Annotated in this window: 14 protein-coding genes and 1 tRNA gene; all 15 read right to left on the bottom strand. The window is 58.7% G+C overall.

From position 1 onward, the window contains the following. Window positions 1-144 precede the first annotated feature (144 nt). Window positions 145-221, bottom strand: a tRNA-Arg gene (locus QMM04_RS15160). A gap of 159 nt (window positions 222-380) precedes the next feature. Then, window positions 381-1115 (bottom strand): lipopolysaccharide N-acetylmannosaminouronosyltransferase, encoded by a 735-nt coding sequence (gene wecG / locus QMM04_RS15165; RefSeq protein ID WP_021506979.1) that lies wholly within the window; start codon window positions 1113-1115, stop codon window positions 381-383. A gap of 28 nt (window positions 1116-1143) precedes the next feature. Next, on the bottom strand, window positions 1144-2487 hold the full coding sequence (wzyE, locus tag QMM04_RS15170; protein WP_238561281.1) for an ECA oligosaccharide polymerase: 1344 nt from the start codon (window positions 2485-2487) through the stop codon (window positions 1144-1146). Next, window positions 2484-3554: a TDP-N-acetylfucosamine:lipid II N-acetylfucosaminyltransferase gene (locus tag QMM04_RS15175; protein ID WP_282996455.1), complete on the bottom strand. Its 1071-nt coding sequence runs from the start codon at window positions 3552-3554 to the stop codon at window positions 2484-2486. The genes wzyE and QMM04_RS15175 overlap by 4 nt, the downstream gene beginning before the upstream one ends. Beyond that, on the bottom strand, window positions 3551-4804 hold the full coding sequence (wzxE, locus tag QMM04_RS15180; RefSeq protein WP_282996456.1) for a lipid III flippase WzxE: 1254 nt from the start codon (window positions 4802-4804) through the stop codon (window positions 3551-3553). The genes QMM04_RS15175 and wzxE overlap by 4 nt, the downstream gene beginning before the upstream one ends. Further along, window positions 4804-5934 carry a dTDP-4-amino-4,6-dideoxygalactose transaminase gene (gene rffA / locus QMM04_RS15185; protein WP_211727042.1) on the bottom strand — a complete coding sequence of 377 codons (1131 nt, stop codon included), beginning with the start codon at window positions 5932-5934 and terminating at the stop codon, window positions 4804-4806. Before rffA ends, wzxE begins: the two co-directional genes overlap by 1 nt. Further along, on the bottom strand, window positions 5934-6629 hold the full coding sequence (gene rffC / locus QMM04_RS15190) for a dTDP-4-amino-4,6-dideoxy-D-galactose acyltransferase (protein ID WP_211727041.1): 696 nt from the start codon (window positions 6627-6629) through the stop codon (window positions 5934-5936). The genes rffA and rffC overlap by 1 nt, the downstream gene beginning before the upstream one ends. After that, a complete protein-coding gene (gene rfbA, locus QMM04_RS15195; protein ID WP_021506985.1) occupies window positions 6607-7488 on the bottom strand; it encodes a glucose-1-phosphate thymidylyltransferase RfbA in 882 nt (293 codons plus the stop codon). The genes rffC and rfbA overlap by 23 nt, the downstream gene beginning before the upstream one ends. Before the next feature lie 23 nt (window positions 7489-7511). Beyond that, window positions 7512-8588, bottom strand: coding sequence for a dTDP-glucose 4,6-dehydratase (rffG, locus tag QMM04_RS15200; RefSeq protein WP_021506986.1), 1077 nt, complete (start codon window positions 8586-8588; stop codon window positions 7512-7514). Then, window positions 8585-9844 (bottom strand): UDP-N-acetyl-D-mannosamine dehydrogenase, encoded by a 1260-nt coding sequence (wecC, locus tag QMM04_RS15205; RefSeq protein WP_215480775.1) that lies wholly within the window; start codon window positions 9842-9844, stop codon window positions 8585-8587. The genes rffG and wecC overlap by 4 nt, the downstream gene beginning before the upstream one ends. Before the next feature lie 2 nt (window positions 9845-9846). Further along, complete coding sequence (wecB, locus tag QMM04_RS15210) at window positions 9847-10971, bottom strand: UDP-N-acetylglucosamine 2-epimerase (non-hydrolyzing) (protein ID WP_166712334.1); 1125 nt, start codon at window positions 10969-10971, stop codon at window positions 9847-9849. Window positions 10972-10981: 10 nt separating this feature from the next. Further along, window positions 10982-12031 (bottom strand): ECA polysaccharide chain length modulation protein, encoded by a 1050-nt coding sequence (gene wzzE / locus QMM04_RS15215; protein WP_058771054.1) that lies wholly within the window; start codon window positions 12029-12031, stop codon window positions 10982-10984. 37 nt (window positions 12032-12068) lie between these two features. Next, complete coding sequence (wecA, locus tag QMM04_RS15220; protein ID WP_021506990.1) at window positions 12069-13145, bottom strand: UDP-N-acetylglucosamine--undecaprenyl-phosphate N-acetylglucosaminephosphotransferase; 1077 nt, start codon at window positions 13143-13145, stop codon at window positions 12069-12071. 280 nt (window positions 13146-13425) lie between these two features. Next, window positions 13426-14685: a transcription termination factor Rho gene (gene rho / locus QMM04_RS15225; RefSeq protein WP_021506991.1), complete on the bottom strand. Its 1260-nt coding sequence runs from the start codon at window positions 14683-14685 to the stop codon at window positions 13426-13428. Between the two features lie 346 nt (window positions 14686-15031). Next, a partial coding sequence (trxA, locus tag QMM04_RS15230; RefSeq protein ID WP_282996457.1) for a thioredoxin TrxA occupies window positions 15032-15347 on the bottom strand: 316 nt, incomplete at its 5' end.

The raw sequence follows: 15347 nt of genomic DNA on the forward strand, positions 1-15347 counted from the left end.
CCCACGACAACTGGAATCACAATCCAGGGCTCTACCAACTGAGCTATAGCCACCATAATTCTGGTGCGTAAGCATCTCTGCTTACTATTTTCACTGCATAACGCGGTTAAAACCAACCACCGAAGCTCTTGCGCACAAACTAAATGGCGCGCCCGACAGGATTCGAACCTGAGACCTCTGCCTCCGGAGGGCAGCGCTCTATCCAGCTGAGCTACGGGCGCGTAGCGCCGTTGCGGATGGGCATACTACGTATTTGACTCCAGGCTGTCCAGTGCTTTTTCATAAAAAAATCGCGTTTGCTTACGCTTTGTGCATTCCGTCGATAAATAACGCAATTTGCCTGCTTAACCTGCCGGAATTACAGCACTATTCCTGCCGCGTTACAGATCGCCGCGCCAGTGATAGCGTAAATATTTCAGCAGTTTTAACTGACGACGCCAGCGTGATGGCTGACGTATCAGGCGATACAGCCACTCCAGCCCTAATTGCTGCCAGATGCGCGGCGCACGCGTGACGTGGCCGGTAAAGACATCATAGGTGCCGCCGACGCCCATATACAGCGCGTGCGGCCAGTGTTCGCGACAGTCGCGCATCAGCAGCTCCTGGCGCGGCGATCCCTGCGCCACGGTCACAATCTGCGCCCCGCTGGCGGCAATGCGTGCAAATAGCGCCTCGCGTTCGGCTGGAGCGAAGTAGCCGTTCTGGCTGCCCACGATGTTGACATTCCACTGACGGCGTAATTTATCGCAGGTTTCCTGCAGCACCTGCTCACGCCCGCCGATTAAAAACACCGGAATACCGCTGCGGCCCGCCTGTTCCATCAGCGCTTCCCACAGATCGGCGCCGGCGATGCGGTTCACCGTCAGCTGCGGGTATTTTTTTCGCAGCGAACGCACAATGCTGATGCCGTCCGGGTATTTGATCTCCGCGGCGGCGATCAGCGCGCGCAGCTGGGCATCCTCTTCCAGCGTCAGCATCTTTTCGGCGTTGATCGCCACCAGCGTGCCGCTGCGCGGCTTGCCGTCCGGCAGCAGAAAGTGAAGAAAGCTCGCCATATCGGCGAAAGCGTGTAAATCGATGCCGCGCAGGGTATAACGCGGATGATCGGTTTCCATGGTCGGTATTTCCCGTCAGGCCCGGAGGTTAAGCAGAGCGCGATAAAACTGGCTCCGCGCGCGGGCGAATCAGCCCGGCACGCGCTAACAGCCAGAAAAGTAACTTCGCCAGCCCAACACAGGCGGCGAAAATCAGGCAAAAGAACACCACGCGCGAGCCGAAGGCATCCAGCCCTTCGCGCGCCAGCACGATCATATTGAACACCGCGCCAAAGCAGAAGCTTTGCAAAATGGCACCGCTGTAGCGGTTGCCGGCTTCGCGCCCCTGCTGGTAGAGAGAATCAAACCCTTTCATCAACAGCCCGACCGCTATCGCCCCAAGGGGAATAAAACCTGCGCCACCCATGATCAGCAGCGAACCGAGCAACGTAGGTGAAATCGCCAGCCCGGAGTGGTTATTCAGCACTTCCCAGGTGAAATAGTTGGCGCTGTTGAGCACCATCGATGGCCGATCCGGCCACAGCCAGCCCGGGATAAACACGTAGAAATCACGCCAGATCGGGGCCAGCCCCTGAAAATCGATTTTGTCGTAATTCTGCAGCAGCAGCGCAAGGTTTTCCCACGGCGAAAAGGTGTCGCGCGTCAGATAGAGAAACGTGTAAAACGCTTCATCACCCACCACGTCGAGATTGTAACGACGCAGCGCCAGCCAGAACATGCCGCCAATCGCCATCACGCCGGCTCCCACCAGCATCCACAGCGTAATCCAGCCGCGCGTAATGCCGATGAACAGGAACAGCGCAAAGGCGATGATGATATTGGCGCGCGTCCCGCCCACCAGCGCATAGGTCAGCAGACCAAACGCCACCGTGATCAGCAAAAACAGCAGCCACTGGCGCTGGGTAGGATTAAGGAAATAGCGGATCAGCATCGCCGGAATGAAGAAGTAGAAAAAACGCTTGAGCGCCACGCCGGACACTTCGCTGGAGAAGATCTGGTTATAAGCCGACAGCCGGAACAGCAGCAGGCCGTTATGCATAAAGAACACCGTGACGGTTCCCACCGCCACCAGCGCCAGCAGCAGGCAGGTCAGATGGGTTTCCACCCGGTTCATCGTCAGCCAGGGTTTGCGCGGCACCGCCTGCGCAGGCCGCAGCCGCACTTTGTAGCTGACGTAATAGATGGCGTAGAAACTGGTGGCGGCCAGCAGCGCCTGCAGCAGATAGTCTGCCGGCACCACGCTGACGTTAAAGCGGAACACCAGCACGCTGGTCAGCGGAAAGCCAAAGTAAAAGGTCAGTAAAAACAGCAGGGTAAAGAACAGGTGGAAATTAAAACGCACCCGTTTAAATTCGCGCCAGGTCAGCGTCAGAATGAAGCCCAGCGAAAACAGATACACCACCAGCAGACCACTAAACTGCAGCAGGCTCATGTCGACTCCCTTTCACTCTCCGCCAGCGCGTGGCGCCATCCCGCCAGATAGCCCGGGGCAAAAAAGGCGATAGCAGAACAATCGCACTGCGCCAGCTGACGCTGCGCCTCCGCCACGCGCGTGCGATCCAGCGCGTCAGCGCTAAATAACACCGGCAGCCCCTGCTCGCTCAGGTCACGCCAGAACGGATTCTTACGGTTAACCACAAACGGAATGCCGGCCTGAATCAGCAGGCACAGCGTACCGATGCCCTGCTGACGTTCGAACATAAAATAACCGAGCTGACAGTGACTCAGCAATTGCAGATAGGCAGTGAAGTCGATTTTGTCGCGCAGCAGCGTCACCTGGCCGCGCGGAAACAGGCGCTGCGCGGCAGCATCAATCTCATCGATGTACTCATAGTTGCTGGCCGGATAACCGAGCGGGATCACCACGTTAACCTGCTCACCAAACTGGCGGCGAATCGCCTGCAATCCTTCAATGTGCCGGTTGCTGCGATCGCCCGAGTTGCCGAGCAGAATGGTAAAGCTGTCGCTGGCGGCAGGGGCGGGTATCGCGGCCTCCGGCATACGCGTTGGAAAATAGAGCAGCGAAGTGGGCACGCGCGGATGGCGCTGCTGGAAAAAGTGCAGATCGCCGCGCGTGGCAAACACCTGCGCCATGCGCCCCTGGGCGATACGCCGCAGCAGATAAAACAGGCGGTACTTTAGCCCGGCGCCCTCTTCATAGAGATCGGCGCCCCAGACGTGCCAGAACGCCTGCTGTCGCCGCAGCTTGCCGCTGAGCAGCGCCAGCCACAGGCGCGGATTGAACTGGCCGTGAAAGAAGAAGCGCTGACGGCGATCGGCGGCGCGTGCGATCACCGCCTGCGCCAGCGCGCGCTTGCTGGGATACACGTCGATCTGCAGTTGAGGATAGGCCAGCAGGGTATCCGGCGCGGCCGATACCACCATAAACTGACGCGGCGCGTCGGCTGGCGATTCAACGCTCATGACGTCGTTAAAGAAGCGCAGCAGCGTGTGATTGTGATGCGGGATATCGGAGCCCAGCACGTGAAATAGCGTCATTTTTTCCGGCAATAAATCAAGAAAGCCCCACAGCAAAGGGCAAAGTAGAGCACGTAGGTCGCCATATAAGCCTGCGCCGCGCCCGCCGTTCCGTGCAGTGGGATCAGCCAGTGCGCAAAGGCGGTCAGCAGCACAAACTGGCTGATTTCCGTGAGAATATAAAAGCGCAGTGAGGCTTTGGCGATCACCAGGTATCCGAAAACATAGGCGCCTACTTTAAAGACGTCACCGCACAACTGCCAGACAAAAAGATCGCGCATGGCGCTGAACTGCGGGGAAAACAGCAGCCAGATGGCGACATCGCGCAGCAGCCAGACACAAAAGCTGGCCGCCGCCACCGCCGGCAACACAAAGCGCAGCGCACGGCCAATTTCGCGCGCGATGTCGGCTTTATGCTCCAGCCGCGCCAGCGTTGGCAGCAGCCAGACGCTGAACGTGGCGGTGATAAATTGCAGATACGCATCGGAGATGCTGGTGACGCTTTGCCACAGCCCGACCTGCGCCCAGCCCTGCTGTTGCGCCAGCAGATTACGCATCATCACCCAGGCTACCGGCAGGGTCACGGCCGTCATCAGCGCCATCAGGGTAAATTTGGCCAGATTACGCGCCAGCGCCGGCTGCCACTGCGGCATCAGCCAGCGCAGCGGCAGTTCCTCGCGGTGGCGTCGCAGCATCCACAGCGCCGGCCCGACCAGCAGCGCCGGCACCAGCGCCAGCCCGACCAGCGCACCGGCATAGCCACCCAGCCACCAGCACAGCACATAACCCACCACGCCGATCAGGCTGCCGGCAATCAGCGCCAGCGCGTTACCGCGCGCATCGCGAAAACCTTTCAGCAGCGCCAGTGTCAGGTTGGCCCAGGCAATGCCCAGCTGCAAAAAGGCGACGATACGCACCACGTTTTGCCAGGCGGCGTGACCAAACAGCGCCCGGCTGATGGGCTCCGCCGCCAGCAGAAACAGCAGCGCCAGCAGCGTGGAAAACCCCAGCACCATTGCTGACGCAGTGCCGGTCACGGCACGCAGCTGCGCCGGCTGCTGGCGGAACTGCGCGACATAGGTGGTTACGCCGTTGAAGATACCTGCGCCGGCCAGCACACCGAGCACGGTAATCAGCTGGCGAAAGTTACCCGCCTGGCCGACGCCCTCGGGGCCGAAGCTCACCGCCAGCAGTTTCACCACCAGCAGGCCAGCGACAATTTTTACCAGCGTGGACGAGGCGGTCCACACTGAGGCTCTGGCTAACGACATCAGGCAAAGAAGCTCAGCAGCGAACTGATTACCGTACGCTGGTTGTTATCCGACAGGTTGTAGAACAGCGGCAGCCGCAGCAGGCGCTCGCTCTCGCGCGTAGTGAACGCATCCGTACCGTGGAAGCGGCCAAAACGCGCGCCGGCCGGTGAGGAGTGCAGCGGGATATAGTGGAACACGGTGAGGATCTCCGCTTCCTTCATCCAGTTAATCAGTGCCTGGCGATCCTCGCTGTCGCGCAATTTGAGATAGAACATGTGGGCGTTGTGACGACAGCTGGCCGGCACCACCGGTAACGCAATGCGCCCGCTGGCCGCCAGCGGCTGCAGCGCGTCGTAATAGTTTTGCCACAGGTGCAGACGCTGCTGGTTGATGCGTTCCGCCGCTTCCAGCTGTGCCCACAGATAAGCCGCCTGCAAATCCGCCATCAGGTAGCTGGAACCAATATCGCGCCAGGTATATTTATCCACCTGTCCACGGAAGAACTGGCTGCGGTTGGTGCCTTTTTCGCGGATGATCTCCGCACGTTCAATCAGTTTCGCCTCGTTGATCAGCGTGGCGCCGCCTTCACCGCCGGCGGTGTAGTTTTTCGTTTCATGGAAGCTAAAGCAGCCGATATGGCCGATGGTGCCCAGCGCGCGCCCTTTGTACTGCGACATCACGCCCTGCGCCGCATCTTCAATCACATACAGCTGGTGCTTTGCCGCCAGCGCCATGATGGTATCCATCTCGCACGCCACGCCCGCGTAATGTACCGGCACGATGGCGCGCGTTTTCGGCGTGATTGCCGCTTCAATCTGCGTTTCGTCGATATTCAGCGTATCCGGGCGCACGTCGACAAATACAATGGTGGCGCCGCGCAGCACGAAGGCGTTGGCGGTGGAGACAAAGGTGTAGCTCGGCATGATCACTTCATCGCCGGGCTGGATATCGATCAGCAGCGCGGCCATCTCCAGCGAAGCGGTGCACGAGGGCGTCAGCAGCACTTTTTTGCTGCCAAAATGCTGCTCCATCCACTGCTGACAGCGTCGGGTAAAACCGCCGTCGCCGCACAGCTTGCCGCTGGCCATCGCCGACTGCATATAGTCAACTTCAGTGCCCACAACCGGGGGCGCGTTAAATGGGATCATCAGGCTTTCCTGTAAAACCAGTAGGCGGTGCTTTCCAGCCGGGCACCGCTGCGTAAATAGAGGCGCATCGCCGTAAGATTGCTGAGCTGGGTCGCGATCCGCAGACGTTCGAGCTGGCGCACCCGGCCCCAGTCGGCTGCCGCCAGCAGCAAACGCTGACCGACGCCGTTGCCCTGCGCCGCCGGCAGCACCGCCAGCAGACCGATACGCGCATCACCGGCGACTTCGCGCATGGAGACGAAACCCTGCAGCGCGCCCTGCTCGTCGCAGGCGATCAGACACTGGTGATCAAAAGTGCCGCGCACCGCGTTCTCAATCCACTGTGCGTAGAAGCGACCGCTGTCTTCAGCGTCAAACCAGGGAGCACGAAAACGGCTCTGGCTAAACGCCTGGGCCGCTGCCGCGCGCAGCTGCGGGATCTGCGCTTCGCGCGCGATGCGCACGCCGGTCTGCCGTTCGGTGCGTTTGATATTGATCGCCAGATCCGCTTCGCCTTCCACCAGCTGAAAACCGTGATGGCTCAGCGCATCTATCGCCGCGCTGTCCTGCGCCGGCACCTTAACCTGCCACAGCGTGTAAGGCTGCTGCAGCGCCTCGGCCAGCGGCACATCGCCGTCCAGCGTCAGCCGCGCCGTGGCGCAGCGGAAGAAGTCGCTCTCCCACGCGAGGGGATCAATACTGACGCGGACGGGCATGCAGAATATCCAGCAGATACTGGCCGTAGCCGGTTTTGGTCAACGCCTGTGCCGCTGCCAGCAGCTGCTCATCGCTCAGCCAGCCGTTGCGCCAGGCAATCTCTTCGAGGCAGGCAATTTTAAAGCCCTGGCGTTTCTCCACCGTTTGCACGAACACGCTGGCCTCAATCAGGCTGTCGTGGGTGCCGGTGTCCAGCCAGGCAAAGCCGCGCCCCAGCAGCTCCACCGCCAGTTCGCCCTGCTCCAGATACATCTGGTTGATGGCGGTAATTTCCAGCTCGCCGCGCGCCGAAGGCTGCACCTGCTTCGCAAACTCCACCACGCGGTTGTCGTAAAAGTAGAGGCCGGTGACTGCCCAGCGCGATTTCGGCTGCTGCGGCTTCTCTTCAATCGACAGCGCGTTGAAGTCGTCATCAAATTCCACCACGCCAAAACGTTCCGGATCCATGACCTGATAGGCAAAGACCGTGGCACCGTGGCTGCGCGCGGCCACCTTTTTCAGTTTCGGACTGAAGCCCTGGCCGAAGTAGAGATTGTCGCCCAGCACCAGACAACAGCTGTCGTCACCAATGAAGGATTCACCGATGATAAAGGCCTGCGCCAGGCCATCCGGGCTCGGCTGCTCGGCATACTGCAGCTGCAGGCCAAATTCACTGCCATCCCCCAGCAGCCGCTCAAAATGGGCGCGATCGTCCGGCGTGGTAATAATAAGAATGTCGCGAATCCCCGCCAGCATCAGCACCGACAGCGGATAGTAGATCATCGGTTTGTCGTACACCGGCAGCAGCTGCTTGGATATCGCCCGGGTTATCGGGTGCAGGCGCGTGCCCGAGCCACCGGCTAAAATGATACCTTTCATCGTTGCTCCTCCTGCATGCGCGCTTAACGCGGGGTGGCTAAGCCCAGTCGCTCGCCGCGATAACTGCCGTTGAGAATCGCCTGCCACCACTGCGGATTGGCCAGATACCACTGCACGGTTTTGCGGATGCCGCTGTCGAATGTTTCCTGCGGCGTCCAGCCCAGTTCACGGGCGATTTTACTGGCATCAATGGCATAGCGCAGGTCGTGGCCAGGACGATCGTGGACAAAGGTGATCAGTTCCCGGTAGCTGCTCAGCCCGGCAGCGCGCTGTTGCGGTGCCAGCTCATCCAGCAAATCACACAGCGTCTCCACCACCTCAATATTGCGCCGCTCGTTGTGGCCGCCAATGTTGTAGGTCTCGCCCACTTTGCCGCTGCTGACCACGGTATACAGCGCGCGGGCGTGATCTTCCACATACAGCCAGTCACGAATCTGGCTGCCGTTGCCGTATACCGGCAGCGGCTTACCGGCCAGCGCATTGATAATGGTGAGGGGAATCAGTTTTTCCGGGAAATGGTAAGGCCCGTAGTTGTTGGAACAGTTGGTGACCACCACAGGCAGTCCGTAGGTGCGCAGCCACGCGCGCACCAGATGGTCGCTGCTGGCTTTGGTCGCCGAGTAAGGGCTGCTCGGGGCGTACGGCGTGGTTTCGGTAAAGAAATCTTCCGTGCCGTGCAGATCGCCAAACACCTCGTCAGTAGAGATGTGGTGCAGGATGAAGCCTTTCTTGCGCTCATCCGTCATGCCGTTCCAGTAATGGCGCGTCGCCTCCAGCAGCTGGTAGGTGCCGACAATATTGGTTTCGACAAAGGCGATTGGTCCGTCAATCGAGCGGTCCACGTGACTCTCAGCCGCCAGATGCATGATGCAGTCCGGCTGGTACTGCGCCAGCACGCGATCCAGCGCGGCGCGGTCGCAGATATCGACCTGCTCAAAAGCAAAGCGCGCATCCTGCTCGACCGGTGCCAGCGACGCCAGATTGCCGGCATAGCTCAGCTTATCCACCACCACCACCCGGTGGTCGGTATTGGCAATCAGGAAGCGCACCAGCGCGGAGCCAATAAAACCGGCGCCGCCGGTGACTAAAAACTGTTTCATCGCCAGACTCCTTTGGTATCCACAATCCACGACTGCGTCACCTGTTCAGGGGTGACGGCGCGGAACTGCGCATGATCGACCAGCATCACCAGAATGTCGGCGTGTTGCAGGGCATCAGCCAGCGACACCAGCGTAGCGCGTTCGGCGAGCTGCGGCGGAATATCCGCCACATGCGGCTCGACCACCCAGGTGCGGCCGCTGTGCCAGCCCGCAATACGCTGCGCCACCGACATCGCCGGGCTTTCACGCAGGTCATCGATATTAGGTTTGAATGCCAGACCGAAGCAGGCGATGGTCACGTCCGTGGCACGCTTGCCGCTGGCCGTCAGGCACTCGGCCAGCGCCTGTTTAACCTGATCCAGCACCCAGCCCGGCTTGGCATCGTTGACCTCACGCGCGGTTCGGATCAGCCGTGCCTGCTGCGGGTTTTGCGCCACGATAAACCACGGATCGACCGCAATGCAGTGGCCGCCAACGCCCGGTCCCGGCTGCAGGATATTTACGCGCGGATGGCGGTTCGCCAGCGCAATCAGCTCCCACACGTTGATCCCCTGTTCGGCGCAGATCAGCGACAGTTCGTTGGCAAAGGCGATGTTCACATCGCGGAAACTGTTTTCCGTCAGCTTGCACATCTCTGCGGTGCGCGCGTTAGTTTCCACACACTCGCCGCGCAGGAAAATGCGATACAGCTCGCTGGCGCGCGCCGAACAGGCCGGCGTCATGCCGCCAATCACGCGGTCATTTTCCAGCAGCTCGACCATCACTTTCCCCGGCAGCACGCGCTCCGGGCAGTAAGCGATAAACACATCAGGCTGCTCGCCATGCTGCGGGAAGCGCAGATCCGGGCGCGCCGCCGCCAGCCATTGCGCCATCTGTTCAGTAGCGCCCACCGGCGAAGTTGATTCGAGGATCACCAGATCGCCGGCCTTCAGCACCGGCGCAATCGACAGCGCAGCCGCCTGCACGTAGCTGAGATCCGGCTGATGATCGCCGACAAACGGCGTCGGCACGGCAATCAGAAAGGCGTCGGCAGCTTCAGGCTGGGTGGTGGCGCGCAGGTTGCCGTTGTGCACCGCTGCACGTACTACGTCGCCCAGCTCAGGCTCGACGATATGAATTTCGCCGCGATTAATGGTTTCCACCGCGCGCGCATTGATATCCACGCCGATGACCTGTTTCCCGTGCGACGCAAAAACGGCTGCCGTCGGCAGCCCAATGTAGCCCAGTCCGATAACGGAAATGGTTGAAAAACGCATAGTTAAACTCTGTGTTGTTTAAGTGCCTGCAGGATGCGCGCGCAGGCATGGCCGTCGCCATACGGATTGTGCGCGCGACTCATCGCCTGCCACGCCTCGTCGTCCTGCAATAGCAGGCTGACTTCAGCAACAATTTTATTCACGTCGGTGCCGACCAGCTTCACCGTACCGGCCGCGACCGCTTCCGGCCGCTCGGTGGTTTCGCGCATCACCAGCACCGGTTTGCCCAGCGACGGCGCCTCTTCCTGGATGCCACCGGAATCGGTAAGAATCAGCCAGGCGCGATTCATCAGCCAGACAAACGGCAGGTACTCCTGCGGCTCAATCAGAATGATGTTGTTGATACCACTCAGAATACGGTTCACCGGCTCGCTGACGTTAGGGTTGAGGTGCACCGGATAGACGATTTGCAGCTGCGGATGCTGACGCGCCAGCTGCGCCAGCGCGCTGCAGATGCGTTCAAAGCCTTCGCCAAAGCTTTCGCGCCGATGGCCGGTAACCAGAATCAGCTTTTTGTCGGCCTCAAGGAACGGGTAACGCGCCGCCAGGCGGGCATTGAGATCGGCATCATCCAGCACCCGATCGCGTACCCACAGCAACGCGTCGATCACCGTATTGCCGGTGACGAAAATGCGCGCATCGGGCAGATTTTCGCGCAGCAGGTTTTGCCGCGAATTTTCTGTCGGCGTGAAGTGATAGCTGGCGAGATGACCGGTCAGGGTGCGGTTGGCCTCCTCCGGCCACGGTGACATCAGGTTACCGGTCCGCAGACCGGCCTCAACGTGGCCCACCGGAATCTGATGGTAAAACGCGGCCAGGCTGGCGGCAAAAGTGGTGGTGGTATCGCCGTGCACCAGCACGACATCCGGCTGGAAGTCTGCCAGCACGGTCTTCATACCCTGCAAAATGCGGCTGGTGATCTCGGTCAGCCCCTGCTCGGGCCGCATAATATTGAGGTCATAGTCGGGCTGCAGCCGGAACAGGCGCAGTACCTGGTCAAGCATTTCACGATGCTGTGCCGTCACGCACAGGCGCGATTCGAAGGCAGCATCCTGCGCCAGTGCCTGCACCAGCGGAGCCATTTTGATCGCTTCAGGGCGCGTGCCAAATACAGTCAGAACTTTCACGCGGATTCTCTTAGTGACGGTTGGCGAATGTTGCACGCGGACGACGTACCAGCGCTACGCCGGCACCCACCAGCGCACCGATCGCGCCCCACATCACCATCATAAACAGACGACGTGGGCTATCGCGGCTGACCGGCTCTTCCGGCGTGCGCAGGTAACGGTAGGTCTGGAACGGTTTATCCAGGCGCGGCCCGGCCTGCAGTGTGTTGAGCATCGCCCTGTTTTGATCATAGCTTAAATCGTAAGCAGGTCCGCTGGCTTGCAGGGTATCCAGCTGCGCCTGCAGCATCTGCTGCCCCAGCAGGAAGCGATCGCTGTCCGGCAGCGCTTCACCGCTGACCGGCGCGCGGTTCTCTTTAATGCCCTGCTGGCTGGCTACTTTCAGCGCCTGCTCGATGCGCTGGCGACGGCGATCAAACACCGCCTGTGCCACTTCCTGCTGACGACTGACCTGCGCCTGCAGCTGCACGCTGCGCGCCTGCCACGCACCTTTAAGCTCATCGTTGAGATGGCGCGCGGCGCGTTCGCTGGCATAGGCAATGTACTGCCGCAGCAGATTGTTGGCGTCGCCGGCGGTCTCCGCGATCAGCTTAATGTTATCCAGCGTATTGTGGGTGGTATCAGCCGGGGTGAACTGAATGTTGGTGATCAGATCGTCGAGCAGCGCGGCATCATTGTGCGCATTACCGCTTTTTCGGCTCTTATAGTAATCAGTCTGCAGCCAGAAATCGCGACGCGTATCCCACGACGCCAGCTGCATGGTGAACTCCTGATAGACCTCATCCATCACCGTCGGTGCTGGCGTATTCAGGCTGACGGTCTCGTTGCGCACATCCAGATTATTGAGGAACTGCTGCTGCACAAAGAATGCGCCCAGCATATTCACCGTCGGCCGATCGGTCACCGCCGTGGCGCTCCAGGATTGCTTCATTAACATGGAAGCCAGCCACGCCAGCAGCGCAAACAGCAGCGCCAGGCCAATAATCCAGCCTTTGCCGCGCCACAACGTGCAGCCGAGGCCGCGTACATCCAGTTCGTTCTCCACAACGACAGAGGTCATAACAAAAGTGTCCTTATCCGGGTACTTATCTGGGTAATTATTTTTTCTCTTCGCCGCTGCTTTGCCAGCGACGTTTGATACGACGGATTTTGCGCGCGACGCGCCATGCATGTTTCAGGCAATAACCGTAAAGGAGGAAAGCGGCGAGGAATAGCGCCAGCATGACCCACTCGGGAATAAATGCCAGATATTCGCCCAGCACGCCAATCCCGGCCAGCAGCGCGGCGGCCACGGTAATCAATAAAAATGCCTGCCGGGAGGTAAAACCGGCCCGCATGATCAGGTGATGGATATGCTGACGATCGGCCGAGAACGGGCTCATGCCCTTGCGCAGGCGACGATACATGATCGCCACCATGTCCATCAGCGGAATAGCAATCAGCCACAGGGCGGTGACTGGCGTGATGGGATGGCTGAGGCCCTGCGTCGTTTCCAGCAGAATCCAGATGATGGTGAAGCCGATCATGGTACTGCCGGCATCACCCATAAACACTTTATAACGGCGGCCTAAAAAGCCGAGATTAAGCAGAATGTAGGGAATGGTGGCGGCGATCATCGCGAAGCACCACATCGCCAGGCTGGTCTGTCCGTCAAAATAGAGGATGATGCCCATCGCGGCGAAGGTGACGCAGGATAAGCCACCCAGCAGGCCATCAATACCGTCCACCATATTGAAAGCATTGATCGCTGCCCATACCGCGAACAGCGTCAGCACATAGCCGAAAGGCCCGACGATCAGCTCGACCGGACCAATGATAAACCCCAGGCTCAGTAAATAGAGTTTTGCCCCGACCATCATCACGATGGCAATCGCCGCCTGAACCACGGCACGGATTTTGACGCTGATATCAAAGCGGTCATCGAGCGCGCCGACCAGCACCAGTACCCCGGCGCAGAAGAGGTACAGCACGGCGTGCGGCAGATAATAATTTGAGATGGCAAAGGCGAAGCAAATCCCCGCATACACGGAGATACCGCCGACTAACGGAATGGCGCCATGGTGTCGTTTTCTGGAATTCGGCGTGTCCACAAGCCCAATTTTTTTAGCCGCTTTACGAGCAAAAAACAGGAACGCTAAAGAAAAAAGAAAAACTAAACCAAGCTCAGTACTCATAGTGAGTAAATTCACGTTAACGCTCTCAGCTAAAATCATGGGCAACAATAAGCAATTTTCCCGCCATTGCTGTATATCCCTGGTCTGAATTCTGTCGCAGCGCGTGCGTTTGCTGAAAAAACCGCCGCTTTGCTGCCTCAGTCAATATGTCTGCTTCCTGACAGGCATAATCCTAATGCCCACAAATGAAAAACGCCACGTTAAGACGTGGCGTTAGTCATAAATCCTGGCAATTTGTGCCGTTAGCCGGCTGGCTCAGGCCGTTACCGGCGGCAACAGATTACGAGCGTTTCATCATATCGAAGAATTCGTCGTTGGTTTTGGTCATTGCCAGTTTATTGATGAGGAACTCCATCGCGTCAATTTCACCCATCGGATGGATGATTTTGCGCAGGATCCACATCTTCTGCAGCTCTTCCTGAGAGGTGAGCAGCTCTTCTTTACGCGTACCGGAACGGTTGTAATCGATAGCCGGGAACACGCGCTTCTCAGCGATTTTACGTGACAGGTGCAGTTCCATGTTACCTGTGCCTTTAAACTCTTCGTAAATCACTTCGTCCATCTTCGAACCGGTATCAACCAGCGCGGTGGCGATGATGGTCAGGCTGCCGCCCTCTTCCACGTTACGTGCCGCACCGAAGAAACGCTTCGGACGATGCAGGGCGTTGGCGTCAACACCACCGGTCAGGACTTTACCCGACGCCGGCACTACGGTGTTGTAGGCGCGCGCCAGACGGGTGATGGAGTCCAGCAGGATGATAACGTCTTTTTTGTGCTCGACCAGGCGCTTAGCCTTCTCGATCACCATCTCTGCAACCTGCACGTGACGCGAGGCCGGCTCGTCAAAGGTAGACGCGATAACTTCGCCTTTCACCAGACGCTGCATTTCGGTCACTTCTTCCGGACGCTCGTCAATCAGCAGCACCATCAGCACGCAGTCAGGATAGTTGTACGCGATGCTCTGCGCGATGTTCTGCAGCAGCATGGTTTTACCGGCTTTCGGCGGTGCGACGATCAGACCACGCTGACCACGACCGATTGGCGATGCCAGATCCAGCACGCGCGCCGTCAGGTCTTCGGTCGAACCGTTACCACGCTCCATGCGCAGACGGTTGTTCGCGTGCAGCGGCGTCAGGTTTTCAAACAGAATCTTGCTACGGGCGTTTTCTGGCTTGTCATAGTTAACTTCGTTAACTTTCAGCAGCGCAAAATAGCGTTCACCTTCTTTCGGTGGGCGGATTTTGCCAGAAATGGTGTCACCAGTGCGGAGGTTGAAGCGGCGGATTTGGCTGGGAGAAACGTAGATATCATCGGGACCGGCGAGGTAGGAGCTGTCTCCGGAGCGGAGGAAACCAAATCCATCCTGCAGTATCTCCAGCACACCATCACCGAAGATGTCTTCGCCGCTCTTCGCGTGTTGTTTCAGGATGGCGAAAATAATGTCCTGTTTGCGCATACGCGCCAGGTTTTCCAGCCCCATATTTTCGCCGAGAGTAATCAGCTCAGAAACCGGCGTATTCTTTAATTCGGTAAGATTCATAGTGATGGGTTCTTAAACTCGGGGTAATTCTCGAAATGTTTGTCGTGAATGGTATGGCAAAAATTCCATGCCTGTTAATGGCTCTTTTTCAACGCTGCTCGACGGTTATCGTCAGATGTGGCGATAGGAAGCGAGGAGACGGTCGAAAGGTGATGCCGAATGTGCTAGCCGTCAGATTGCCAAACCACGAAAACGTTCAATGCGAGCTGGGTCTGACAAGGGAAAACTTTAGATGCAAACTACAAGGTAAGTGCGTAATGCAGTGAGGTCAACTTAACACGCCTGAAGGGAGACGTCCAGCAGTGGCGAAAAAATTCACCACTGCCGAACAAACACCGCGCCGGGCTTAGGCCAGGTTAGCGTTCAGGAACTCTTTCAGCTGACCTTTAGACAGCGCACCCACTTTGGTCGCCGCCACTTCGCCGTTCTTGAACAGCAGCAGGGTCGGGATACCGCGAATACCGTATTTTGGCGCAGTACCTGGGTTTTCATCAATGTTCAGCTTGGCGATGGTAAGCTTACCGTCGTACTCTTCTGCGACTTCGTCGAGAATCGGGGCGATCATTTTGCAAGGACCACACCATTCAGCCCAGAAATCTACCAGCGTCACACCGTCGGCTTTCAGCACGTCAGTGTCGAAACTGTCATCGGTCAAGTGAACG

This window comes from Pantoea sp. Pa-EAmG (genome assembly GCF_030024295.1).
Lineage (GTDB): Bacteria > Pseudomonadota > Gammaproteobacteria > Enterobacterales > Enterobacteriaceae > Pantoea > Pantoea dispersa.

Excerpts from the sequence above, each read along its gene's own strand:
- wecG (WP_021506979.1), bottom strand. The coding sequence starts at position 1,115 with ATGGAAACCGATCATCCGCGTTATACCCTGCGCGGCATCGATTTACAC.
- wzyE (WP_238561281.1), bottom strand. The coding sequence starts at position 2,487 with ATGAGCCTGCTGCAGTTTAGTGGTCTGCTGGTGGTGTATCTGTTTTCG.
- QMM04_RS15175 (WP_282996455.1), bottom strand. The coding sequence starts at position 3,554 with ATGACGCTATTTCACGTGCTGGGCTCCGATATCCCGCATCACAATCAC.
- wzxE (WP_282996456.1), bottom strand. The coding sequence starts at position 4,804 with ATGTCGTTAGCCAGAGCCTCAGTGTGGACCGCCTCGTCCACGCTGGTA.
- rffA (WP_211727042.1), bottom strand. The coding sequence starts at position 5,934 with ATGATCCCATTTAACGCGCCCCCGGTTGTGGGCACTGAAGTTGACTAT.
- rffC (WP_211727041.1), bottom strand. The coding sequence starts at position 6,629 with ATGCCCGTCCGCGTCAGTATTGATCCCCTCGCGTGGGAGAGCGACTTC.
- rfbA (WP_021506985.1), bottom strand. The coding sequence starts at position 7,488 with ATGAAAGGTATCATTTTAGCCGGTGGCTCGGGCACGCGCCTGCACCCG.
- rffG (WP_021506986.1), bottom strand. The coding sequence starts at position 8,588 with ATGAAACAGTTTTTAGTCACCGGCGGCGCCGGTTTTATTGGCTCCGCG.
- wecC (WP_215480775.1), bottom strand. The coding sequence starts at position 9,844 with ATGCGTTTTTCAACCATTTCCGTTATCGGACTGGGCTACATTGGGCTG.
- wzzE (WP_058771054.1), bottom strand. The coding sequence starts at position 12,031 with ATGACCTCTGTCGTTGTGGAGAACGAACTGGATGTACGCGGCCTCGGC.
- wecA (WP_021506990.1), bottom strand. The coding sequence starts at position 13,145 with ATGAGTACTGAGCTTGGTTTAGTTTTTCTTTTTTCTTTAGCGTTCCTG.
- rho (WP_021506991.1), bottom strand. The coding sequence starts at position 14,685 with ATGAATCTTACCGAATTAAAGAATACGCCGGTTTCTGAGCTGATTACT.